Below are 21818 nucleotides of genomic sequence, written 5' to 3'. Positions count from 1 at the left end.
TAATCTCCCCCCTTGAGGGGGGTGAGAAGTGGTCGGCGAAGCCGATGGAGAGCCAATTGCTTGGCTTTCCAAACGACGAACGCCCGAAGCGGCAGCGAAGGGCCGGTGCCGGCAGGCCAGAGGGGGGTGTTCAAGCGCAAACCTCTCACCCCGCCCTCTGCAAACCCTTGAACAAAAAAGTCCGGCCCGAGCGATAGTCGTAATCCGGATTTTCCCAGGCGATCATCTTGCCGGGATTGAGCAGGCCTTGCGGATCGGTCTCGCGCTTGAAGGCGAGCTGGATTTCATCCGTCTGCTTCATGCCGCCCTCTTCCAGCGTGTAGCGGTGCGGGTTGAAGATCGGGCAGCCGTTCTCCTCATGCAGCCGGATGATTTCGTTGAGCCGCGCCTCGGTGGTGAATTTCACCAGCGGCAGGCCGAAGCAGGTGATGTTGCCGTCGAGGCGCACGAATTCGAGATGCGAAAAGACTTCGCCCGGAAACATCGCGTCCATCTTCTCCACCAGCGCCAGCTGGTTGGGAAACGGATAGAGCGATTGCAGATAGGTGATCGCGGGATCGACCCGCAGTGCCCTGAGCGTGGTGTGGTTCCACGCCAGTTCGAAGCCCGGCGGCAGGCCCTTTTTCTCTTCGTCCGTGGCCGTCGCGGCATTGAAGATGACCTCGCCGCCGGCGCGGCGGGTGAAGGCGAGGAACGCGTCTAGCCCATGCCGGGCAACCATGACGACGCAGATGCTTTGCCCGTCCCGGAAGAACTTCTGGTGGCGCTTGAAATAGAGTTGCGGCACGGGCGCGGCGATCGGCGTGATCAGCTTGGTCAGGATGCCGTCCTGGCGTGCCAGCGCGTTGCCGTAGCGGGCTGCCGGCATGAAAGCGTCGAAGCCGACGATCACGTCGATCCATTCATAGGCTGCAGTCAGCGGCATCTCGACCTCGGTGATGATGCCGTTGGTGCCATAGGCGTGGGTGACCTTGTGCAGGTCCTCGCCGGTGAGTTCGAGCGCCTTCGGCTCCGCCTCCATAGTGACGACGCGCAGCCGCAGCACATTGCCGAAATCACGCAGACCGCCGAAATTGATCGAGCCGACGCCGCCCGAGCCGCCAGCGATGAAGCCGCCGATCGAGGCGGTGTTGTAGGTCGACGGCGACAGCCGCAGTTCCTGCCCGGAATGCGCGCGCGTCGCTCTGTCGATGTCGGCGAGGATCGCGCCCGGCCCGGTGACGACGCGGCCCGGCGCTATGGCCTTGATCTCGTTCATCTCGGCAAGGTTCAAAACCACGCCGCCCGATAGCGGCATCGCCTGACCGTAATTGCCGGTGCCGCTGCCGCGCGGCGTCACCGGAACGCCATGACGGTGGCAAGCGGCAAGCACGCGGATCAGTTCGGCCTCGTTCCTGGGCGTCACGATCAGGTCGCCGGTGACGTGGTCGAGCTGCTGCTTCAGCACCGGGCTGTACCAGTAGAAGTCGCGGCTCTTCTGCTGGATGATGGCCGGATTGTCGTCGAGCTTTATCCCGTCGAGATCGCGTTTGAGCGCCGAAACATCCATCATTCCACCATCAGTCCGTCGAGCTCGGCGTAATCGGGCAATTGTCTGTCGATCGCTCGTCCCGCGCGCACGACGATGCGATCCGATTCGGGCCGCGAGAGCAATTCCGTCCAGCTCCGCCCTTTGAAGACGATGAAATCGGCGCTGCCACCGGCTGCCAGTGTCCCGACACCGTCGAGCCGCATCACCTTGGCCGGCGTCGCCGCCACCGTCTGCGGCCAGTCGCCGACCGGATGGTCGAAATGCAGGATGCGCGTCGCCATGCGGTAGACCTCCAGCATGTCGAGATCGCCATAGGCATAGAAAGGATCGCGGGTGTTGTCGGAGGCGACCGCGACCGCAATGCCCCTCGCCTTCATCTCGTGCAGCAAGGTCACGCCGCGCCAGCGTGGCGTGGTCTGGTCGGCGCGCCGGTCCTGCAGATAGAGATTGCACATCGGCAGCGACACCACGGCAAGTTTGGCCTTGGCGACCTTGTCCAGCGTGTCGAGCACGTCGAGGTCCGGCTGGCGCGCCAGCGAGCAGCAATGTCCCACCAGGATGTTGCCCTCAAAACCGTTCCAGAGTGCGGCCTCGGCAATCTTCTTCAGCGAGATCGCCGCGATATCGTCGGTCTCGTCGGCGTGGAAATCGAGATCGAGCCCGTGCTTGTTCGCCTCGGCGAACACCTTGTCGAGAAGCTCTTCGAGATCCGGCACCATATAGGTGACGACGCCGAGCACGCCCTTGGCCGCAGCCACACGCTTGGCCAGCCTCTCGAACCACTTTCTGTCGCGCACGCCTTCGATGCCGAGCAGGCAGGCTGCCTGCAATTCGATGCGGCCGCGCCATTTCTCCCGCATCGCCTCGAACACCGGCCAGGAGATTTCCTCCTGTGGCGGCACGCTGTCGAGATGAGTGCGCAAGGCCTTGGTGCCGTGCGCGTAGGCCGAGCGCAAAGAGAAATCCATGCGCCGCGCCACGTCCTCGGCGCTCCAGCGCGCTGCACGGTCGGCGCTGGTGGCATTGAGCGCGCCCATGAAACTGCCGTCGGGATTGGGTTTGCGCGGCCAGATATGGCCCTTGTCGATGTGGGTGTGGCAATCGACGAAGCACGGCAGGATGATGCGGCCGGCAAGGTCGATGGCGGTGGCTGGCGCTTTTGATTTCTTGTGCGCGGCGATGCTGGAGAGCTTACCGTCGGCGACGGCGATGTCGGCCAGCGCGAAGCCGTCAGTATCGTAAGTGGTGGCAAGACCTGATGTCAGCGACCGGTGAAGGCGGACGTTGGTGAGATGGTACGAGCCAGAGGTCGGTATCAAGGACCGCCCCCCTCTGCCCTGCCGGGCATCTCCCCCTCAAGGGGGGAGATTGGCAGCTTTGCCGGCAGCACCCGTCTTCCAACGTCGATAATTGGCGAAATCCCGGATGACGTCCAATCTCCACTCTTGAGGGGGAGATGGCCGGCAGGCCAGAGGGGGGTGCTTCGCGCCAACGTCTCGCTCACCTCGTCACCCTACCGCTCCTGCTTCAGCGCGCTCTCGTGCCAGCGGCGCAGGATGAGATGCGACACCAGCGACAGCACCAGGAAGATCAATATGCCGGTGAGCGAGATCAGGATCAGCGCCGCGAAAAGCCTTGGCGCGTTGAGGCGGTAGCCGGCCTCGATGATGCGCGAGGCGAGCCCTGAGGATTGTCCCTGCGCGCCGGCGACGAACTCGGCCACCACGGCGCCGATCAGCGACAGACCGCCGGCGATCTTCAAGCCTCCTAGAAAATACGGCATGGCCGCCGGCAGTCTGAGATAGCGCAATTGCTGCCAGCGCGTCGCGCCGTTGAGCTTGAACATGTCGCGAAGATTGCGGTCGACCGAATTGAGGCCGAGCGTGGTGTTGGACAGGATCGGGAAGAACGCGACGATCCAGGCGCAAAGCAAAAGCTTCACCGTCTGGTTGTCCACATAGATGTTGATGAGCGGGAAGACCGCCACGATCGGTGTTACCTGCAGCACGATGGCGAAGGGAAAGAACGACATCTCCACCCATTTCGATTGCGCAAACAGCACCGCCAGTCCGACGCCGCCGACGACCGCGAGCAGCAGGCTGAGAAAGGTTATGCGCAACGTGACCAGCAGCGCGGAGAACAGGAGCCCGGCATCGCTATAGAGCGTCCACAGCACCACGCCGGGGCGCGGCAGAATATATTGCGGGATCGCGTTCCACACGCAAATGCGGTCCCACAGCCAGATCGCCAGGATCATGATCGCCAAAGGCAAGACCCACCGGCCGATCCGCTCCAGCCGCTCCTGGCGTACGCGGCCCGCCTCTTCCGCGTCGAGCGTTGCGGCATTCTGGTCAATGGCCGTCATGGTGCGGTCCGGCTGATGTGTTGATGGCGTTGACCAGGATGTCCGAGGCCTGGCGGCAGAGCGCGGCATAATCGGGCGAAGTGCGGAAAACCTCGTCTCGCGGATAGGAGGCGTCGATGGCAAGCTCGGCATGGACGCGGCCCGGCCGCGCCGCCATGACGACGACGCGGTTGGACAGGAACACGCTTTCGAAGACGCTGTGGGTGACGAAGACGACGGTGAAGCGCTCGTCCTGCCACAGCTCCAGAAGGTCGTTGTTGAGCTTGAAGCGGGTGATCTCGTCGAGTGCGGCGAACGGCTCGTCCATCAGCAGAATGCGCGGCTTCGTCACCATGGCGCGTGCGATCGAGACGCGCATCTTCATCCCGCCGGAAAGCTCGCGCGGCACGGCGTTCTCGAAGCCGGTCAGGTGCACCCGCTCCAGCATCTCCGTCACCGCCGGCGCCGCCTTGGCGCGCGACACGCCTTTCAGCCTGAGCGGCAGCCAGACATTGTCGAATACATTGGCCCAGGGCAGCAGCGTCGGTTCTTGGAAGACGAAGCCGATATTGGCGCGGTCGATCGAACCGCCCCAGTCGAGCTGACCGGATGTCGGCGTCGACAGGCCCGCGATCAGCCTCAACGCCGTTGACTTGCCGCAGCCGGACGGCCCGAGAAGGCTGACAAAATCGCCCTCGCGGATGGCGAGATCGACGTCGCTCAATGCAGTCACGCCATTGGAAAACACCTTGCCGACATGGCGCAGCGTCAGCAGCATCGGGCCTTCACCCGATGCCGTCATGGGCGCCTGCGCCATCTTTTCCAGCTTCACGACTACTTCTTCAGCTCGATCCCGACACCTTTGTTGATGAAGGCCAGCGTGTAGGCCTTCTTGATATCGATGCCCTCGGGCGTGACCTTGGCCTTGACCATCTTGTCATAGAAGCTCTTGATCCGGTCTTCGTTCATGGCGCCGATGCCGAGCTTTTCGGTGTCGCCGGAATCGGCCAGGCCGAACTTCTTCATCTGCTCGATCGAGAAGGCAATCTGCTCGTCGCTCATGTCGGGGTTGTCTTTCTTGATCATCTCGTTGGCGGCCTTGTTGTCGCCGTAGAGGTAGTTGTACCAGCCCTTGGCCGAGCCATCGACGAAGCACTGGACCACCTCCGGCCGCTTGTCGATCGTGTCCTGCATCACCTCGATCGTCGTCGAATAGGTGTCCCAGCCATAGTCGGCGAGCAGGAACTGGTTGGGCACGAAGCCGCCTTCCTTCTTGACCGCAAAAGGCTCCGAGGTGACGTAACCCTGCTGGATCGACTTCTTGTTGGCCAGGAATGGAGCGGTGTTGTAGGTGTACGGCACGCGCTTGGCGGCATCGAAACCGAGTTCGATGACCATCCACTGGAAGAAGGTCTGGACGCCCTCGTCGCCGAGAATGTACTGGTCGGCGTTCTTCAAATCCTCCCACTTGTCCAGCCCCTGCCCCGGGTGGGACATGATGACTTGAGGGTCCTTCTGGAAATCGGCTGCGACGACGCGCATCGGGATGCCCTGCTGGACGGCGTCGAAGGCCGACAGCAGATTGCCGCCCATGTAGAAATCGAGCTTGCCGGCCAGCAGCAGCGGCCGCCCGCTGACCTGCGGACCTCCCTGCGAAATCGTCACGTCGAGGCCACATGCAGCGTAGGTGCCGTCGGCGACGGCCTGGTAGTAGCCGCCATGCTCGGGCTCGGCCAGCCAGTTGGTGCCGAAGGTGACCTTCTCGTTTGCTGCCGCGCCGAACGTGCCGGCTCCAAGCAGCGCGACCGCAAGCGCTGAAATCTTCTGTTTTCCGTACATCGACACCACCCTTTGTTGGCTCCGGAGCGTCACGCGCCGGGCTCGACACCATTGATCCAAGAAGCAAGACACATGCCACCGCCCGGGCCGCCTGCTTGCGCGGCAGTCACTGCCAACACCGGACGGGTCATGCTGTGCGGGAGGCATCGTGCCTATTTTTTGGACGCCTGTCCACAATCGCCCTCGTGCCATGCACCACATCTTGAACGTACTATCGGTCACGTCTTAGGCTGGTCTCGCAGACAGGAGATTGCCATGTTCAGATACCTCGCGCCGAAGTCGATCAAGCCGCCTTTCGCCCGCTATAGCCACGGCGTCGAGGTGCCGCCAGGCAAGCGGCTGGTTCTGTGCTCCGGTCAGGTCGCCATCACGGCGGACGACCAGATCCCCGAGGATGCCGGCGCGCAGGCCGAGCTCTGCTTTCAAAACATAGCGGCGATTCTGGCTGAAGCCGGGCTGGGGCTAGGCGACATCGTGCGCATAAACGCCTACGTCACCGACCGCGCCTTTCTGCGGCCCTATATGGACGTCCGCGACCGCTTGTTTGCCAGCCCCGCGCCCGCCTCGACGCTGATGATCGTGTCAGGCTTTGCGCGGCCGGAGTTCAAGGTCGAGGTCGAGGCGATTGCGGCTGGGTGATCGACAGGCGACGTTTGGCGCGCTAGGTCTCCCTCACAGTCAAGAGGCATGACATGACCGTTGCAAACAGACGCGTTTGGTGGGGCGACTACCGGACCACCGAATACGCCGCGATCGATCCGGAGGCGACGATTGCCGTGCTGCCGGTGGCGGCGATCGAGCAGCACGGCCCGCATCTGCCTGTATCAACCGACACCTCGATCATGAACGGCATGCTGGAGACGGTCATCGCCCGCCTGCCCGGCGATCTCGACATCCGCATCCTGCCGGTCCAAACGGTCGGCAAGTCGAACGAGCATCTGCAGGCGCCGGGCACGCTCACCCTGCCGGCGGCCACCCTGGTCGATACCTGGACCGAGCTTGGCCTGTCCGTTGCCCGCGCAGGCGTAAGGAAACTGATCGTCGTCAACTCGCATGGCGGCAATGAAGAGATCATGGGCATCGTCACGCGCGAGCTGCGCGTGCGTGAGAGGATGCTGGCGGTGAAGACCAGCTGGCAGCGCTTCGGCCGCCCCGCCGGCATGTACACCGAGCTTGAGGACCGCCATGGCATCCATGGCGGCGACGTCGAGACCTCGTTGATGCTGCATTTTCGCCCGGAGTTAGTCGACATGGCCAAGGCCGACAATTTCGCCTCCAAGGTCGCCCGCGCCGAAACCGAATTTGCGCTGCTGCGCCACACCGGAACGCACGCTTTCGCCTGGATCGCTGGGGATCTCAACCCCAACGGCGTGGTCGGCGATGCCAGCATTGCCACGGCCGAGAAAGGCCGACTGACGGCGGAGCATCAGGCCGACGGCTTCATCACCCTGTTGAAGGATGTGCGCAAGGCGAAGCTTGCCGACTGGCTGGCATAGCGGGCCGCCTTAGCCGTCGATCTTCAACACGAAAGGCGTACCCTCAAAAGCATCGGCGCCGCGTCCGATCGCCTCGATCGCTTCGATCATGCGGCCTTGTCGTGAGAGAAGAGCATCCGCGACGGCGATCAACCGTGGATTGGGTGTCGCCGAGGGCGAAAGCTTCCGCAATGTCTGCGCAAGTTCGACTTCGTCGCGCTTCGGGGCGAGCGCCGCCGCAATGATATAGGCCGAGGCGGTCGAGCGGCTGATGCCGGCATAGCAATGGACGACCATGGGTTTGACGCGGTCCCATTTCCGGGCGAAATCGAGCAGATTGCGCACATGGCCTTCGCCGGGCATGGTCATGCCGTCCTGCGCCACCGCGATGTCGTGCATGACCAGATGCAGGTGGTTTTCCCTCGCGATTGAGGCCGGCCGCGTCACCTCGGTGCCGGCAGCGAGCAGCGACAGCACGCGCTCGGCGCCGCTTTTGGCCACCGTCTCCTCAAGCTTTGCCAGCGAACAGATATGGATCATGGCGCGATCTCCTTCGACCCATCGTCGCGCCGTGCGCCCCAGTCGGCAAGCGCCGATTCAAGCCGCTGCCATTCCTCCTGACTTCCAGGCAGCCCCGCGCGGAGCACCTGGGGACGCTCGGAAAAATGCCTGAGCAGTATGCCGCGCTCACCGAGCGTCGAAAACAGCCCCGGTGCATCGGCAAGCCGGAGATAGCGAAACAGCGTCGTGCCGCCGGCGACAGCAACGCCAAAGCGCGAAAGCAGCGCATCGAGCCGCGCCGCATCCTGCGCCAGCCGCCGCCGCATGTCGGCCTGCCAGCCGCTGTCGGCAAGCGCGCGGATGCCGTATTCGAGCGCTGGGCCGGCGACCGCCCAAGGGCCGAATTGCGTTTCAAGCCTTTCGACCGTCACCGCATCGGAAAGTGCGAAGCCGAGCCGCAGGCCGGCGAGACCGAAGAACTTGCCAAACGAGCGCAGCACGACGATGCCGCCCCGCCCGACATCGCCGGCCAGGCTTTCCGCGTGCGGGCCGACATCCATGAAGGCTTCGTCGACGACCAGCAGACCGCCTATGGCGCGCAATGTCTCGGCAAGCCGAAGCAGCCTTTCCCGCGACACGACTCGCCCGTCGGGATTGTTGGGATTGACGACGATGGCAATTTCGGCTCCGGCAAGCGCCTCGAAATCGTCGACCTCCGCCACCGCATGGCCGGCAATCGCGGCGGCCCTGGCATGCTCGGCATAGGTCGGCCCGAGCACCAGCGCCTTGCCGGGGCTGACCAGCGAGGCGACGCGCGGCAGCAGGATCTGCGTGCCCGGGGCGACCGCCACATTCTCGGCCGAAGGCGCGCCATAGGCGCCGGCCGCGACCCTGGCCAGCTCACGCAGGCGCGCGGCCTCCGGCAATCGTGACAGGGCGGTGGCGGGCAGCTCGAAAAGCGGGTAGGAGTGCGGATTGATACCTGTCGAGAGATCGACGAAAGGTTGTGGCGCGTGAGGGAAGAGCGCCCTCGCCCGGCCAAGGGATCCACCGTGATCCACCACAGTAATCGCTCCATCAGAAAGCTTCATGTCGATCCTGATCGCTTTCCTGTCGCTCGCCATCGAACGCATCCTGGGTTACCCGGACTGGCTGTTCCGTGCCGTCGGCCATCCCGTCACCTGGTTCGGCAGGCTGATAGCCTTTCTCGACCTCAGGCTCAACCGCGACACTGATTCCGACGCGCTGCGTCGCCGCCGCGGCGTGCAGGCGCTGCTGGTGATCGTGCTGGTACCGGCGGCAATCGCCTTCATCGTGCAAATCCTGCTCTGGCAGCTCTTTCCTGCCGGCATGATCATCACGGCAATCCTGGCCTCGTCGCTGCTGTCGCAAAAGAGCCTTACCGAACATGTCGAGGCGGTGGCCGATTCGCTGGATACCGGCGGGCTGGCGCTCGGCCGCATTGCGGTTGCGCGCATCGTCGGCCGCGATCCAGAGAAGCTCGACCATGCCGGCGTCAGCCGCGCCGCCATCGAAAGCCTGGCCGAGAATTTCTCCGACGGCATCGTTGCGCCCGCCTTCTGGACAGGTGTCTGCGGTCTGGCCGGCGGCGTCGCCTACAAGGCCGCCAACACCGCCGATTCGATGATCGGCCACCGCACCCCGCACCACGAGGCCTTCGGCCGCGCGGCGGCACTCTTCGACGACTGGATCAACCTGCCGGCGTCCCGGCTGACCGCGTTGCTGATCGTTGCCGCCGCCTTTCTCGTTGACGGCGCCGATCCCCGCAACGCCTGGCAAGCAGTGCGGCGCGACGCCAAAAAGCACCGCTCACCCAATGCCGGTTGGCCGGAAGCAGCAATGGCCGGCGCACTCGGCCTGGCGCTCGCCGGCCCGCGCAGCTATGGCGGCGTTGTCGTCAACGATGCCTTCATGGGCGAAGGCGGCCGCCGCGAGGCGGAAAGTCTGGACATCAGGCGGGCGCTGAAACTTTATCAGGTCGCCGACTATCTGCTGATTGGGCTGTTCGGGTTGCTGTCGGCGGTGCTTATCGCGGTAACGTTCTGAGAGCTTACCGTCGCCCTTCCTTTACCCTCCCTTGTGGGGAGGGTCGGCGCGAAGCGCCGGGGTGGGGGACTGCGACCTACGAGAACCCCCACCCCAATCCGCTTCGCGGATCGACCCTCCCCACAAGGGCGAGGGTACGAAACCCCTCAAAACTCGATCCCCTGCTGTGCCTTCACGCCGGCCGAAAAATGATGCTTGGTCACGCCCATCTCCGTCACCAGATCCGCCGCCTCGACCAGCGCCGGCTTGGCGTTGCGGCCGGTGACGACGACATGCAGGCCTTCGCGCCGCGCTTTCAGCGCCGCCACCACTCTGTCGAGATCGAGATAGTCGTAACGCAGCGCGATGTTCAGTTCGTCCAGCACCACGAGGCTGATCAAGGGATCGGCGATCAGCTCCAGTGCCTTGGCCCAGGCGGCTTCGGCCGCCTTAATGTCGCGCTTCAGATCCTGCGTCTCCCAAGTGAAACCCTCGCCCATCGTGTGCCAGACGACGCGGCCGCCAAACGCCGCGAAGGCATCCTTCTCGCCGGTGTGCCATTTGCCCTTGATGAACTGGACGATTCCGACGCGCTTGCCATAGCCGAGCATGCGCAGCGCCAGCCCGAAGGCAGCCGTGGTCTTGCCCTTGCCGGGTCCGGTGTTGACGATCAGCAGCCCCTTCTCGACCGTCTTTTCCGCGACCTCGGCGTCCTGCACCGCCTTGCGCTTGGCCATCTTGGCGCGATGGCGTTCTTCGTCTTTTGCGTCGATATCGGTCATCTCATTTCACCTTGAGCGGCAGCCCCGCCACCATCAGAAGCACCATATCAGCTACCACCGCGATCTGCTGGTTGAGCCGGCCGGCGGCATCGCGGAACCGGCGTGCCAGCGCATTGTCGGGCACAATGCCTTGTCCGACTTCGTTGGAGACCACGAACCACGGTCCGCGCGGCCGCGAAAGCACATCGGCCAGCCGCCGGCACTCCCCCTCCAGATCATGATCGGCCAGCATATGATTGGTTAGCCAAAGCGTCAGGCAGTCGACAAGCACCGGCTGGCTGTCCGGCAATGCCTCGAGCGCACCGGCAAGATCAAGCGGGGCGTCGATGGTCGCCCATCCCTCGCCGCGGCGCGAGCGGTGCTGCGCGATGCGCTCGCGCATTTCGCCGTCATAGGATTGCGCGGTGGCGATATAAGCCCATGGCGGCAGCAACGCCGTCGCCAAAGTTTCGGCATGCGCGCTCTTGCCGGAGCGCGCACCGCCGATGATGAAGGTCAAACTGCGATCAGGCAAAGCTGTCGCGCAGGCTGGTCGCGGTGCCGGCGAAGCGCGAGTGCACTATGCCGACAACTGCGCCGAGCACCAGCCAGAACACCAGATTGGTCAGCGTCACCGCCACCACGAACTGATGATGCAGGCCCTCCGGGATCGGCGTTACGAAACTGTCAGGCTGCGGCGCGCCGACAATATGCGGGGCGACGATCAGGAGGACGGCGAGCACGGTCAGGGGCGCCGACGTGCGGAAGGTAATAAGGGCAAGGCCGATCGCGGTTGCCATCACCGTTGCCCACCACCAGATCTGGCGCTGTATGAGATCGGCCGCCGGCATTGCCGGCAGTTCCGGCGGCAGGCCGAGTCCCGGCGCCAGCGTGAACACGGCAAAGCCCGCCAGACCCCAGAACACGCCCTGGCGCCAGCTGCCGATGCCGCCGGCGAACTCGGAAACCGCCACCAGGACCAGCGCGAAGCCGATGCCGGTGACGATATTGGCGACGACACTGAAGGCGAAACGCTCGAAGCCGTCGGCCGGCGCCCAGCCTTCGTCCTCCGCCGGCGCGGCTGCTTCAGCCGGTGCTGCGCTGCTCACCGCATTTTCCGCCGGCGCGGCGGTGCTCATGGCATTGGGGTCCGCAGCGTTGGCGGCGGGCGCCGCGGCATGCTGATGCTCATGGCCGCCACCAGCCTTTTCGTAGACCTCCGCCTTGAGGATCAGCGGCACGGTGGCGTAGGCCTGCATGCAGGCGAGAGCGACACCGGCCACGAGCCCTGCGATCGCCGCGATGAACACGACGTTGCGAAACAGGTTCATGATGTCAGATCCTCGTCAGTGGCAGGGAAACGCCATCGAATGGCGATAGTCGTGCGCCGCATTGTGGACCGCATCGATGTGCGAGAAACCGACAACGCCGACGACGAAAATGCCCAGAAACGCGCTAAGCACGAGCTGCATGAAGCGCGACTGCGAGGAGACGGAAGCGCCGAGGGAGACGGAAGCGGTATTCATATCTTGTCCTTTCGCCCTCCACCCGAGGGCATCGAAGTCAGTTCCCTGTCGCCGGCAGGTCTCCTGGCTCGCGGATCAGCGCCCTTCCCCACCTTCCCGAAGAAAAAATCCCCAGTGGCTTGGAGAGGACTACCGCACACAGTTGCGGGGGCAGCCACGGCATTGGGCAACAAGTCAGCCCTCACCGCATTCCCTCTTGGTCCCTAACGGAACCGACGACATGCATGACTATAGGCTGAAACGGTCGCATCCGGCAAACCAAATTCCGCCGGCCAACAGCGCGAATGCGCCATGCGGCGTTACGGGTTCAACGCGGTGATCCGCTCGGCAACCAGCCGCTGCAGCCGCCACAGATGGCGATCGTGAATGCCGCGCTCTTCAAGGTTTTTCACCGTGTTGTAGAGATAGTCGGCGCCCGACCCGCAGGACGTTGCCAGCCTTTCGACGACCTTGCCCTCGTCGAGCGGTCCGGAATAGGTCAGGCCGTTGCGGTTGATGACGAAGGCCAATGCCCTGAGCGGTCCGGCCTCGCTTGCAAGCTTGAGCATGCGCGGCCGGTAGCTTGTCGGCTTCAGCGTGACTTCGCGCCGGAAAAGCCGGCCCAACTGCTCGCGCCGGTTATTGCCGGTCAGCCGAAAGGCGACGCCCTTGCATTGTCCGCCACGGTCCAGCGCCATCATCAGGCCGGGGCTGTCCTTGGTGCCGCGCCAGCGCGTCATGTTCATGCAAAAGGACCGATGCCAGCCGCGCGCCAGCGCAACGCGGTCCTCGACATAATCTATTTCCGGTTTCCAGATCAGCGATCCATAGCCGAACAGCCATAGCGGTTCGCTGTCCGGGAGTTCGACCTGCAATTCATCCAGCAGCGCGTCATAGTCGGCTTCATCGAGATGCATCGCGTCCGGATCCGGCCCGGGGTCCCTGATCTCGCGCCAGCAGCGCGCGACCAGCTCCGGCGTAAGCGACATCTGTCGTGCGGCCACTTCCGAATCCCCCCAATTTCCGAATGTCCCGTGTCCACGACATGATTATGCGCCGCGCCTGCAACCGGCAATGCGGCACTCTGATTGACAAACGATTTGCCGGGGTGTCGGCTGACGCTTCATAGGAAGCCAGCCATGCATCCCAGCCCGAGCGAGCGCGACCCCTATAACGGCCTGAGCCGGGCCGAACCGACGCTACCGTCGTCGGCCTATTGGGATAGCGAGGCTTACCAGCGCGATCTCGACGCCATCTGGCACAAAAGCTGGCTGCTCGTCTGCCGCGAGGCCGACCTCGCCCAGCCGCTGGCGTTCCGGACATTCCGCGTCGGCACGCAGGAAATCGTCATTCTGCGGGACGAGACCGGCGAGTTGCGCGCCTTCCACAACACTTGCCGGCATCGCGGCTCGCAGCTTTGCCAGGAAAGCGAGGGCCGGCTGAAAGCGCGGCTCATCACTTGCCCCTACCACGCCTGGTCCTACTCGCTGCGCGGCGATCTCGTGCGCGTTCCCTCGAAATCGCTGCCGGATGGTTTCGACAAGGCCGATCATCCGCTCTACCGGGTGGCGCTGTCGGTGTGGCGCGGTTTTGTCTTTGTGAACCTTCAGCAGGCTGCGGCCGGCTCCGCCGGGACCTCCTTCGATCCCGCATCCGGCGACCTCGCCAACTGGCCGCTGGAAACGCTGGTATCAGGCCATGTCCTGCGCAAGGTGATGAACTGCAACTGGAAGATCTTCTGGGAGAACTTCAACGAGTGCCTGCATTGCCCGGGCGTCCACAAGGACCTGTCTCGGCTGGTGCCGATATACGGCCGCGGCCTGATGAGCCGGCACGACGACCCCGACTGGGTCCGCCATGCCGACAATGACGCGCCGGAGTTTTCGGGTGGCCTGCGCGCCGGCGCCGAGACCTGGTCGCGCGACGGACATGCCCATGGCCCGGTCTTCCCGGGCCTGACGCCAGCCGAGCGTGCGGCCGGACAGACCTATGCCACCAGCCTGCCCTCGATGTTCATCGTCGGCCATGTCGATTATGTCAGGACGGTGCGACTGATGCCGCTCGGTCCCGAACAGACCGAACTCACCGCCGAATGGCTGTTCGCGCCCGAGGCGCTGGCTGAGACGGACATCGACAATGTCGTCGCCTTCGGCACCCAGGTGCTGGAGGAGGATGCCGCGATCTGCGAGATCAACCAGAAAGGCCTGCGCTCCATGCGTCACGCGGCCGGCGTGCTGATGCCGGAGGAGTATGATCTGCACCGCTTCCACAACTGGGTGCGCGAGCGGCATGCAGCGCTTGAGGCAACCGCCTGATCGGCGACTAAAGCGACTTCGGCAGATAGCGCCAGGTGATAAAGCCGCAAACCGCGGCCAGAATGCCCAGCGTCACGAACACCGAGCCGAGGCCGAAAAACGCCAGCACCACCGAATAAACCAGCGGCGGCGTCAGCTCGGAAAAGTCGAGATAGGTGCGGTAGACCGCGGCCATCTGCGCCCGCTCATAGGACCGCACCGAGCGCATGAAGGCGGTCGAGCCCAGTGCATCGAGCGCGATGGTGAACAAGGCGCCGCAGAGCAGGAAAAAGCCCGTAAGCAGCGGCGCGGTAGTGCCGACCGCGCCCGCCGCAAGCAGCGTCGCCGACATCGCGAAATAGGCGAAGGTCATGGTGCGCCGGCCGCCGAAGCGTTTTCCAGCCTTGCCCCAGAAGATCGCCATGAACAACAGCGCATTGCCGGCCGAAACCAGCAGGCCGCCGGCAAGCTCGCCCTCGCCGGTAATCACCATGAACAGCGGCCCATAGACGAAGAACGTCGTCCAGAAGCAGGACCGGCCGAAGGCGATCAGCCAAGCCAGCTTGAGCCTGGGTTGTGCTACGAAGCGGCCGATATTGGCCAGCGGATTGGCCGGCCGCGTCTTGCCAGGCCGGATCGACTGGTTGTCGCCCAGCCTGTAGGTCCAGAACAGCGCCAGCAAGGCCAACGCAAACACCGCCACCGCGCCATGCGCGGCATAGATGCCGTAGCGTGTGTAGAGGAAGATGCCGAGTGTCGGCCCGCCGGTCCAGGCAAGCATCGACCACGCCATGCGCAGCGATTCGGCCTGCATGAAATCGGTCTTGCGGATGTGATCCATGATGTAGAGGTTGAGCGTGATCGACAGCGCGCTCGCCCCCATGACGCGGCACAGCATGCCTGCCAGTTGCCCGGCAAGCGTGTGGGTGACGAAGAACAGCGAGCCCATCGCCAGCAGGCAGGCGCCGGCGGTATAGACCCAGCGCCGGGCAAACCTGCGGATCAAGATCGGCATGAACAAGGTCACCGACAGGCCGAGCAGCGCCACGATGGTGTATAGGATCGAGACGATCTGCTCGTTGTGCAGAATCTCATAGGCCTGGATCGGGATGACGCTCGATACCGTGGCGCGGGCGAAGGATTCGACCGCATAGAGCGAGGCAAAGGTGCGGGCATCCGCCGGACGCAGGGCCGGAAGCCAGATCGGATGGCGCACATGGGTGGACATTTGATCCCCAAATCAGACTCGCAGCCCAAATCTGCGCTGGCGCTTCCTCCGCCGGTAATAGGAAACCGACCCCTTCCCGGCAAAAAGCGAATTCGGCCAAAGGCTTTCCGGCTCTGGCCTAAAGCGCCGCCCGATGCAGCCGCACGGCGCGACCCGGAGCGTAGAGGGCGGCCTTCTTTTGTCCGGTGCAACCGTGATAGTCGTCTTTGGGGCTGAATCAGATCGCGAGACCATGAGCATCCATACCGCACCCCCTGGAGATCAACTGAAGCGAGATAAACCGAAGCGCATCGTCGCCATCGATGTCGCACGCGGCATCGCGCTGATCGCCATGGCGAGCTACCACTTCACTTGGGATCTCGAAAATTTCCACTACACCGACCCCGGCCTCACCGCCGTCGGTTGGTGGAAGATCTATGCGCGCTGCATCGCCTCGACCTTCCTGTTCCTGGTCGGCGTCAGCCTGTTTCTCGCTCATGGCAGGCAGATCCGCTGGACCGGCTTCTGGAAACGTTTTGCCATGGTCGCCGTCGCGGCCGCCGCTATATCGGCGGTCACGTACTTCATCACGCCGGACAGCTTCATCTTCTTCGGCATCCTGCATCAGATCGCGCTGGCCAGCCTGCTCGGCCTTTTGTTTCTGCGGCTGCCTTCCTGGCTGACGCTGGTCGTGGCGGCGGTGGTGATCGCAGTCCCCCTCTATCTCCGATCTGAAGCCTTCGATCATCCGGCGCTTTGGTGGGTCGGCCTGTCGGCGATCAACCCGCGCTCCAACGATTACGTGCCGCTGTTTCCCTGGTTCGGCGCCGTGCTTCTCGGCATCGCCGCGGCAAGGTTTGCGTCCACCACTGGCCTGCTGGCGCGGCTGGCCACGCTGGGATCAGGAAGCTGGACCAGGCCGCTCACCTTCATCGGCCGCCACAGCCTGGCTTTCTACCTGATCCACCAGCCGCTGCTGTTCGGCTGCGTCTGGCTGTTCTCGCAGATTGCGCCGGCGCCCGTCGAAACAAGGGAAGTGATCTTCCTCAAGGAATGCCAGGTATCTTGCGAACAGCAGCGCGACACGGAGTTCTGCACCAGCTATTGTGTGTGCATGCTGGACACGCTGCAAAGCGAAGCGGCATTCGACCGGCTCTACAATGGTGACCAGACCCCGGAGTTCAAAGCGCATCTCGGTGAACTCGCCGGCATCTGCACCGCAAGGACGGAGGAGAGTCCGATGAAGCAGGGAGGGCAACAATGACCGACAAGCTCACAAAACCCGGGCTGGCAAAACCCGATCTACCGAGACCACGGCTGATCCCATGGCCGCCGCTGATCTACATCGCCGCCATTGCCATCAGCATCGCGCTCGGCCTGTTCTATCCCCTGCCCTGGATCGGCGACCTCTTGGGCGACCTTTTGTTTGCCGCCGGCTTTGTGGTGCTGTTTGCCGTCGCAGCCCTCTGGTTCACCGCTATCCGCACCATGATCCGGGCCAAAACGACGATGAACCCCAATGGCGTGCCGGAGCATCTGGTGACGTCCGGCCCGTTCGGCGTCACGCGCAACCCGATGTATCTGGCCAACACGCTGCTTTTGATCGGCGTTGCCTTCGTCTCGGGGATCGTATGGTTCCTGCCGCTGGCTTTGATCGCGGCATTTGCAACGCAGAAGGTCGCCATCGAGAGCGAGGAGAAGGTGCTGTTCGCCAAATTCGGCAAGAAGTACCGCGACTATGCGAAGCGGGTGCGCCGGTGGATTTGAGGCGGGTGTGATCGCTGGCAGGGTTCGCATGCCTTGGCGACTAGCCGAACGCCCATCTCTTCGTCATCCACGGGCGGAGCAAGGAGCGTAGCGACGCAGCACAGACCCGAGGATCCATGCCGCGACTCCAGAGCGTTGCTATGGTCCAGAATTCGCTACCGCTGCACTCCACGACCGATGTCACGGAATGGATTCTAGGGTCTCCGCGACGGAGCTTCGCTCCTGCTTCGCCCTAGAATGACGAAGTGTGGAAGGCCTCAGCTAATCGCGAACGTTTGCGACGGGCGCGCAAACGCTCGACGGTCCGCTCAGGTATTAACCCCCAGCTCCACCAGCCGCTCGACGCAAGACTCCTCAGCCTGGTCGAGCTCCGCCAGCGTCTCCTCGAGATCGCGGCGCTTCTGCCTGAGATCCTCGCGCTTTTCCTCGATGCGCTTGATCATCAGCTTGAGTTGACCGACCTCGCCGGGCGGTTCCTTATACATCTGGATGATTTCGCGGATCTCGTTGATCGAGAAGCCGAGCCGTTTCCCGCGCATGATCTGACGGATCAGATGCCGGTCCGACGGACGAAACAGCCTTGTGCGGCCACGCCGCACCGGTTGCACCAGCCCCTCATCCTCGTAGAAGCGCAGCGTCCGCGTCGACACGTCGAATTCGCGGGTCAGTTCGGTGATCGAATAATATTCCCGCATCTTTGCTCCAAATGTCGGAACATCGGAAAACGCCGGTCGCCCGGGATTTCCAACGCATTCCGATCAACCCCGTTCCAAGCCGGACTCGGCATGGAACCCCGCGCAAGCCTCGCACCACATTTACGTAAAAGTCAATTGAACCCGCAACGCCTCTTTCTCAAGGGATAGCGAACCACCAGGTGGCCAGCCCGAGGAAGGCAAAGAAGCCAACGACGTCGGTGACGGTGGTGACGAAAACCGCCGACGCCACCGCCGGGTCGATCTTGAACCGGTCGAGCAATAGCGGGATCAGGATACCGGCAAGGGCTGCCACGAACATGTTGATGATCATCGCCGCCGCTATGATGCCGCCCAGATTGGCATCGCGGAACCAGACGGCCGCGACGATGCCGATCAGCACGGCGAAGATGATGCCGTTGATGGAACCCACGCCCATTTCGCGGCGGATGATGCGGCCGGCATTGTAGATGTCGAGATCCCTGGTCGCCAGCGCGCGCACCGTGACGGTCATGGTCTGCGAGCCGGCATTGCCGCCCATGCCGGCCACGATCGGCATCAGCACGGCCAGTGCCACAATATGCTCGATGGTGCGGTCGAACAAGCCGATCACCGATGCCGCCAGGAAGGCCGTCAACAGGTTGACCAGCAGCCAGGGAACGCGCGAGCGCGAGGTCGAAAGAATGCTGTCGGACAGCTCTTCGTCGCCGACGCCGCCCATGCGCAGCAGATCTTCCTCGGCCTCCTGCTGGATGACGTCGACGACGTCGTCGATGGTCAGCACGCCGACCAGCCGCTCGTTCTCGTCGACGACGGCGGCGGACAGAAGATCGTATTGCTCGAAGTCCCGCGCCGCCTCTTCCTGGTCCATGGTTGCCGGAATGGCGTGCCTCGTCTCGTGCATCACGTCTCCGACCTTGGTCGTGCGCTTGGTGCGCAGGATCTGGTCGAGGTCGATGGCGCCGAGCAACTTGAAGCTTGGATCGATGACGAAGATCTGGCTGAAGCGCTCGGGCAGGTTCTTGTCTTCGCGCATGTAGTCGATGGTCTGGCCTATGGTCCAGAACGGCGGCACGGCGACAAATTCGGTCTGCATGCGGCGACCGGCGGTCTCTTCCGGGTAGTCGAGCGAGCGGCGCAGCCTGATCCGCTCGGTGAACGGCAGCTGCGACAGGATCTCGTCCTGGTCTTCCTTTTCAAGGTCTTCGAGAATGTAGACCGCGTCGTCCGAATCGAGGTCCTGCATGCCCTGGGCAATTTGCTCATTGGGCATATTGTCGACGATATCGCGGCGGATCGCCTCGTCGACCTCGGTCAGCGACGAGAAGTCGAAGTCGGCGCCGAGCAGTTCGACAAGGGCGCGACGCTGTTCGGGGTGCAGGGCCTCGAGCAGATCGCCAAGTTCCGACTGGTGCAGGTCGTCGACTTCGCGCTTCAGCGTCAGCGTATCGCGATCGGCGATCGCCGCCCCGATCTGGGCGAGGAATGATGACAGAACGGCGCCGTCCTCGCCATAGATGTCGGCGTGGGCATCGTCAGCGGCTTTGGCGCCGGTCGTGTGGTCGTCCTGGCGTTCCACCAGCGGCTCCCGCCATGGGAATTTCGGAAAAGGTGCCTGTCAGGTCTAGCGCGCAACGCACGGTAATATCAAACGAAATGCGCCCCGCCCTGCATATGGGCGAGAGCGATTTCATCAGGATATGACGCCGCCCAGGATTCAGGCGGCGCGACAGCGCATGTCGCTGGGGAAAGAGCACCCCAGCACGGTTGGGGCAGAATTGTCATGATGCAGGTCCTGCCATCTGCCGGACCCGCCCAGGCCAGGAACCAGAACAGCCGGAAGCCCTTGAAGATCAGGTCACAGACGCAGAAGGCAATCGAGGAACGGCGCGTGCGCGTGGTCGTCGCCGAACGCAATCCGCTCGTCATATCGGCGCTGCGCGACATGCTGGACTGCGACGGGCGCTTCGATCTCAGGGCCTGCGTGCAAAGCGGCAGGCATTTTCTGGAATTGGCAGCCGAAGCGGAATTCGACGTCGCCGTTATCGGCTGGAAGCTCTCCGACATGGACGGCGCCGATGTGCTGGCCGAGGTTCACAGCCGCAAGCTGGGCGTGCGCATCGCGGTGTTTTCCAACGACCACGACATCGGCATCCTGAAGCAGTGCGTGCGGCTCGGCGCCCAGGGCTACTGCTTCCAGTTCGACGATCCGGCGATCATCTTCGAGACTATCCTGGCCGTCGCGCATGGCCGCATCTGCATCCCCTACATCGACATCAACAAGGTCAACGACACACCCTTGTCGCTGCTCACCGTGCGCGAGCGCGAGCTGCTGGCGGTGCTGTCCGACGGCTGGACCAATCTGCAGATCGCGACGCGCACCGGGATTTCGGAGAACACGGTGAAATACCACCTCAAGAATCTCTACGACAAGCTCGACGTCCGCAACCGGGCGATGGCAGTCGCGCTCTATGCGCGCGAGCGGCGTACCCAGAAGCAGCCGTTCGGGTAGGCGAGCGATGAGCCGCGGGTAGGTCACCCGGGTAGGCAAGCCCCACCCGCGCGCGGCAAGATGTTACCCCTTGAGGTGTTGTTGCCATTAGCCGTCGAGACGAAACTCCCCTCACCGCTTTGCTGGATCAGGAGGAGTTCGCGACATGGCTGGTTTCACCCATCTTTTCATTCCCGGACCGACCAACATTCCCGAACAGGTCCGGCAGGCGATGAACCTGCCGATGGAGGACATGCGCGCAGCATCCTTCCCCGATCTCACGCTGCCGCTGTTCGAGGACATCAAGACGGTTTTCAAGAACGAGACCGGCCGCGTTTTCATCTACCCCTCCTCCGGCACCGGCGCCTGGGAAGCGGCGATGACCAATGTGCTCAGCCCTGGTGACCGCGTGCTGATGTCGCGCTTCGGCCAGTTCTCGCATCTGTGGGTCGACATGGCCGAGCGCCTCGGCTTCGACGTCGATGTCATCGACTGCGAATGGGGAACCGGCGTGCCGCTCGAGCTCTATGCCGAGCGGCTGAAGGCTGACAAGGCGCACCGCATCAAGGCAGTCTTCTGCACCCAGAACGAGACCGCGACCGGCGTGACCAGCGACGTCGCCGGTTGCCGCGCCGCGCTCGACGACGCCAACCACCCTGCTTTGCTCTTCGTCGACGGCGTCTCGTCGATCGGCTCGATCGACTTCCGCCAGGAGGAATGGGGCGTCGATTGCGCCGTCAGCGGCTCGCAGAAGGGTTTCATGCTGCCCGCCGGCCTCGGTTTCCTCTCCGTCAGCAAGAAGGCGCTGGTGGCCTCGCGGAGCGCCACGCACCGCCGCTGCTTCTTCTCCTTCGAGGACATGATCCGCGCCAACGATGCCGGCTACTTCCCTTATACGCCGGCTACACAGCTGCTGCGCGGTCTGCGCGCCTCGCTCGACCTGATCGCCGAGGAAGGGCTGGAAAACATCTTCGCCCGCCACCATCGTCTCGCCGAAGGCGTGCGCAAGGCGGTCGACGCCTGGGGCCTGAAGCTCTGCGCCAAGGCGCCGAAATGGCACTCCGATACGGTCAGCGCCATCCTGGTGCCGGACCGCGTCGACAGCGGCGATGTGGTCAAGCGCGCCTACCAGAAATACCAGACCGCGCTCGGCGGCGGCCTCAGCAAGGTGATCGGCAAGGTCTTCCGCATCGGCCATCTCGGCTGGCTGAACGAGGTGATGGTGCTGGCCTCGCTCTCGGCCGCCGAAATGGCGCTGCTCGACTGCGGCGTACGGCTGGCGCCCGGCTCCGGCGTCGGCGCCGCCATCCAGCACTTCCGCGCCTCGGCCGCCGTGCCGGTCGCCGAAGCCGCTTGAGGGGAGCC

At 63.8% G+C, this 21818-nt stretch carries 23 protein-coding genes and 1 riboswitch; of the genes, 8 read left to right on the top strand and 15 right to left on the bottom strand.

The genetic code is table 11. The features are described from left to right. Positions 1 to 145: 145 nt before the first annotated feature. From X733_RS159220 to X733_RS159240, 5 genes are all read right to left on the bottom strand, one after another. Complete coding sequence (locus X733_RS159220; RefSeq protein WP_031193095.1) at positions 146 to 1549, bottom strand: FAD-binding oxidoreductase; 1404 nt, start codon at positions 1547 to 1549, stop codon at positions 146 to 148. Beyond that, the gene (locus X733_RS159225) at positions 1549 to 2850 is read right to left on the bottom strand and encodes a cytosine deaminase (protein ID WP_023685234.1); all 1302 of its coding nucleotides are present in this window, start codon (positions 2848 to 2850) and stop codon (positions 1549 to 1551) included. Before X733_RS159225 ends, X733_RS159220 begins: the two co-directional genes overlap by 1 nt. Positions 2851 to 3044: 194 nt before the next feature. Beyond that, positions 3045 to 3896 carry an ABC transporter permease gene (locus X733_RS159230; protein WP_023670772.1) on the bottom strand — a complete coding sequence of 284 codons (852 nt, stop codon included), beginning with the start codon at positions 3894 to 3896 and terminating at the stop codon, positions 3045 to 3047. Further along, positions 3883 to 4707 (bottom strand): ABC transporter ATP-binding protein, encoded by an 825-nt coding sequence (locus X733_RS159235; protein WP_023685233.1) that lies wholly within the window; start codon positions 4705 to 4707, stop codon positions 3883 to 3885. Before X733_RS159235 ends, X733_RS159230 begins: the two co-directional genes overlap by 14 nt. 2 nt (positions 4708 to 4709) lie before the next feature. Beyond that, positions 4710 to 5714, bottom strand: a complete 1005-nt coding sequence (locus X733_RS159240) for an ABC transporter substrate-binding protein (RefSeq protein ID WP_023670774.1) — start codon at positions 5712 to 5714, stop codon at positions 4710 to 4712. Between the two features lie 255 nt (positions 5715 to 5969). On the opposite strand from X733_RS159240, the gene X733_RS159245 reads away from it, so the two are divergent. Next, positions 5970 to 6353, top strand: coding sequence for a RidA family protein (locus X733_RS159245; RefSeq protein ID WP_023670775.1), 384 nt, complete (start codon positions 5970 to 5972; stop codon positions 6351 to 6353). A gap of 53 nt (positions 6354 to 6406) precedes the next feature. Then, a complete protein-coding gene (locus X733_RS159250) occupies positions 6407 to 7210 on the top strand; it encodes a creatininase family protein (protein WP_023805479.1) in 804 nt (267 codons plus the stop codon). A gap of 9 nt (positions 7211 to 7219) precedes the next feature. Here X733_RS159250 and X733_RS159255 read toward each other — a convergent pair whose 3' ends face one another. Both X733_RS159255 and cobD read right to left on the bottom strand, forming a co-directional pair. Continuing rightward, a complete protein-coding gene (locus X733_RS159255; protein ID WP_023818024.1) occupies positions 7220 to 7729 on the bottom strand; it encodes a tyrosine phosphatase family protein in 510 nt (169 codons plus the stop codon). Then, positions 7726 to 8781 (bottom strand): threonine-phosphate decarboxylase CobD, encoded by a 1056-nt coding sequence (gene cobD / locus X733_RS159260; RefSeq protein WP_023818023.1) that lies wholly within the window; start codon positions 8779 to 8781, stop codon positions 7726 to 7728. Before cobD ends, X733_RS159255 begins: the two co-directional genes overlap by 4 nt. On the opposite strand from cobD, the gene cbiB reads away from it, so the two are divergent. Further along, positions 8780 to 9757 carry an adenosylcobinamide-phosphate synthase CbiB gene (gene cbiB / locus X733_RS159265; protein ID WP_023818022.1) on the top strand — a complete coding sequence of 326 codons (978 nt, stop codon included), beginning with the start codon at positions 8780 to 8782 and terminating at the stop codon, positions 9755 to 9757. The two genes, cobD and cbiB, sit on opposite strands and share 2 nt — an antisense overlap. Before the next feature lie 146 nt (positions 9758 to 9903). Here cbiB and cobO read toward each other — a convergent pair whose 3' ends face one another. The 5 genes from cobO to X733_RS159290 form a co-directional block, all read right to left on the bottom strand. After that, a complete protein-coding gene (cobO, locus tag X733_RS159270; RefSeq protein WP_023818021.1) occupies positions 9904 to 10518 on the bottom strand; it encodes a cob(I)yrinic acid a,c-diamide adenosyltransferase in 615 nt (204 codons plus the stop codon). A gap of 1 nt (position 10519) precedes the next feature. Then, complete coding sequence (cobU, locus tag X733_RS159275; protein ID WP_023818020.1) at positions 10520 to 11032, bottom strand: bifunctional adenosylcobinamide kinase/adenosylcobinamide-phosphate guanylyltransferase; 513 nt, start codon at positions 11030 to 11032, stop codon at positions 10520 to 10522. Beyond that, on the bottom strand, positions 11025 to 11828 hold the full coding sequence (locus X733_RS159280; RefSeq protein ID WP_023685226.1) for a CbtA family protein: 804 nt from the start codon (positions 11826 to 11828) through the stop codon (positions 11025 to 11027). Before X733_RS159280 ends, cobU begins: the two co-directional genes overlap by 8 nt. A 15-nt stretch (positions 11829 to 11843) precedes the next feature. Then, positions 11844 to 12023 carry a CbtB domain-containing protein gene (locus tag X733_RS159285; protein ID WP_023670784.1) on the bottom strand — a complete coding sequence of 60 codons (180 nt, stop codon included), beginning with the start codon at positions 12021 to 12023 and terminating at the stop codon, positions 11844 to 11846. A gap of 35 nt (positions 12024 to 12058) precedes the next feature. Beyond that, a riboswitch (cobalamin riboswitch) is annotated at positions 12059 to 12255 on the bottom strand. Positions 12256 to 12322: 67 nt separating this feature from the next. Next, complete coding sequence (locus tag X733_RS159290) at positions 12323 to 13006, bottom strand: gamma-glutamylcyclotransferase (RefSeq protein ID WP_031193094.1); 684 nt, start codon at positions 13004 to 13006, stop codon at positions 12323 to 12325. Positions 13007 to 13141: 135 nt separating this feature from the next. Between X733_RS159290 and X733_RS159295 the strand changes: the two genes are divergently transcribed. Next, entirely contained in the window at positions 13142 to 14317 is a 1176-nt protein-coding gene (locus tag X733_RS159295) for an aromatic ring-hydroxylating dioxygenase subunit alpha (protein WP_023685225.1), read from the top strand. Positions 14318 to 14324: 7 nt separating this feature from the next. Here the strand turns inward: X733_RS159295 and X733_RS159300 are convergent, their stop codons facing one another. Further along, positions 14325 to 15524 (bottom strand): MFS transporter, encoded by a 1200-nt coding sequence (locus X733_RS159300; protein ID WP_023685224.1) that lies wholly within the window; start codon positions 15522 to 15524, stop codon positions 14325 to 14327. Positions 15525 to 15756: 232 nt separating this feature from the next. Between X733_RS159300 and X733_RS159305 the strand changes: the two genes are divergently transcribed. Next, on the top strand, positions 15757 to 16767 hold the full coding sequence (locus X733_RS159305) for a DUF1624 domain-containing protein (RefSeq protein ID WP_023690290.1): 1011 nt from the start codon (positions 15757 to 15759) through the stop codon (positions 16765 to 16767). After that, positions 16764 to 17270, top strand: a complete 507-nt coding sequence (locus X733_RS159310; protein WP_031193093.1) for an isoprenylcysteine carboxylmethyltransferase family protein — start codon at positions 16764 to 16766, stop codon at positions 17268 to 17270. Before X733_RS159305 ends, X733_RS159310 begins: the two co-directional genes overlap by 4 nt. Positions 17271 to 17578: 308 nt before the next feature. Here the strand turns inward: X733_RS159310 and X733_RS159315 are convergent, their stop codons facing one another. Both X733_RS159315 and mgtE read right to left on the bottom strand, forming a co-directional pair. After that, a complete protein-coding gene (locus X733_RS159315) occupies positions 17579 to 17965 on the bottom strand; it encodes a MerR family DNA-binding transcriptional regulator (protein WP_006203215.1) in 387 nt (128 codons plus the stop codon). Positions 17966 to 18122: 157 nt separating this feature from the next. Beyond that, positions 18123 to 19541, bottom strand: a complete 1419-nt coding sequence (gene mgtE / locus X733_RS159320) for a magnesium transporter (protein WP_023670790.1) — start codon at positions 19539 to 19541, stop codon at positions 18123 to 18125. Between the two features lie 312 nt (positions 19542 to 19853). Here mgtE and X733_RS159325 point away from each other — a divergent pair, with 312 nt between their 5' ends. Together X733_RS159325 and X733_RS159330 are read left to right on the top strand one after the other, a co-directional pair. Then, positions 19854 to 20474 carry a response regulator transcription factor gene (locus tag X733_RS159325; RefSeq protein ID WP_032910960.1) on the top strand — a complete coding sequence of 207 codons (621 nt, stop codon included), beginning with the start codon at positions 19854 to 19856 and terminating at the stop codon, positions 20472 to 20474. Positions 20475 to 20619: 145 nt separating this feature from the next. Next, positions 20620 to 21810 carry an aminotransferase class V-fold PLP-dependent enzyme gene (locus X733_RS159330; protein WP_023818017.1) on the top strand — a complete coding sequence of 397 codons (1191 nt, stop codon included), beginning with the start codon at positions 20620 to 20622 and terminating at the stop codon, positions 21808 to 21810. Positions 21811 to 21818 lie beyond the last annotated feature (8 nt).

Origin of the sequence: Mesorhizobium sp. L2C066B000 (genome assembly GCF_000502335.1) — a bacterium.
Taxonomy (GTDB): Bacteria; Pseudomonadota; Alphaproteobacteria; order Rhizobiales; family Rhizobiaceae; genus Mesorhizobium.
This window is presented reverse-complemented; position numbering and strand designations above follow the sequence as displayed.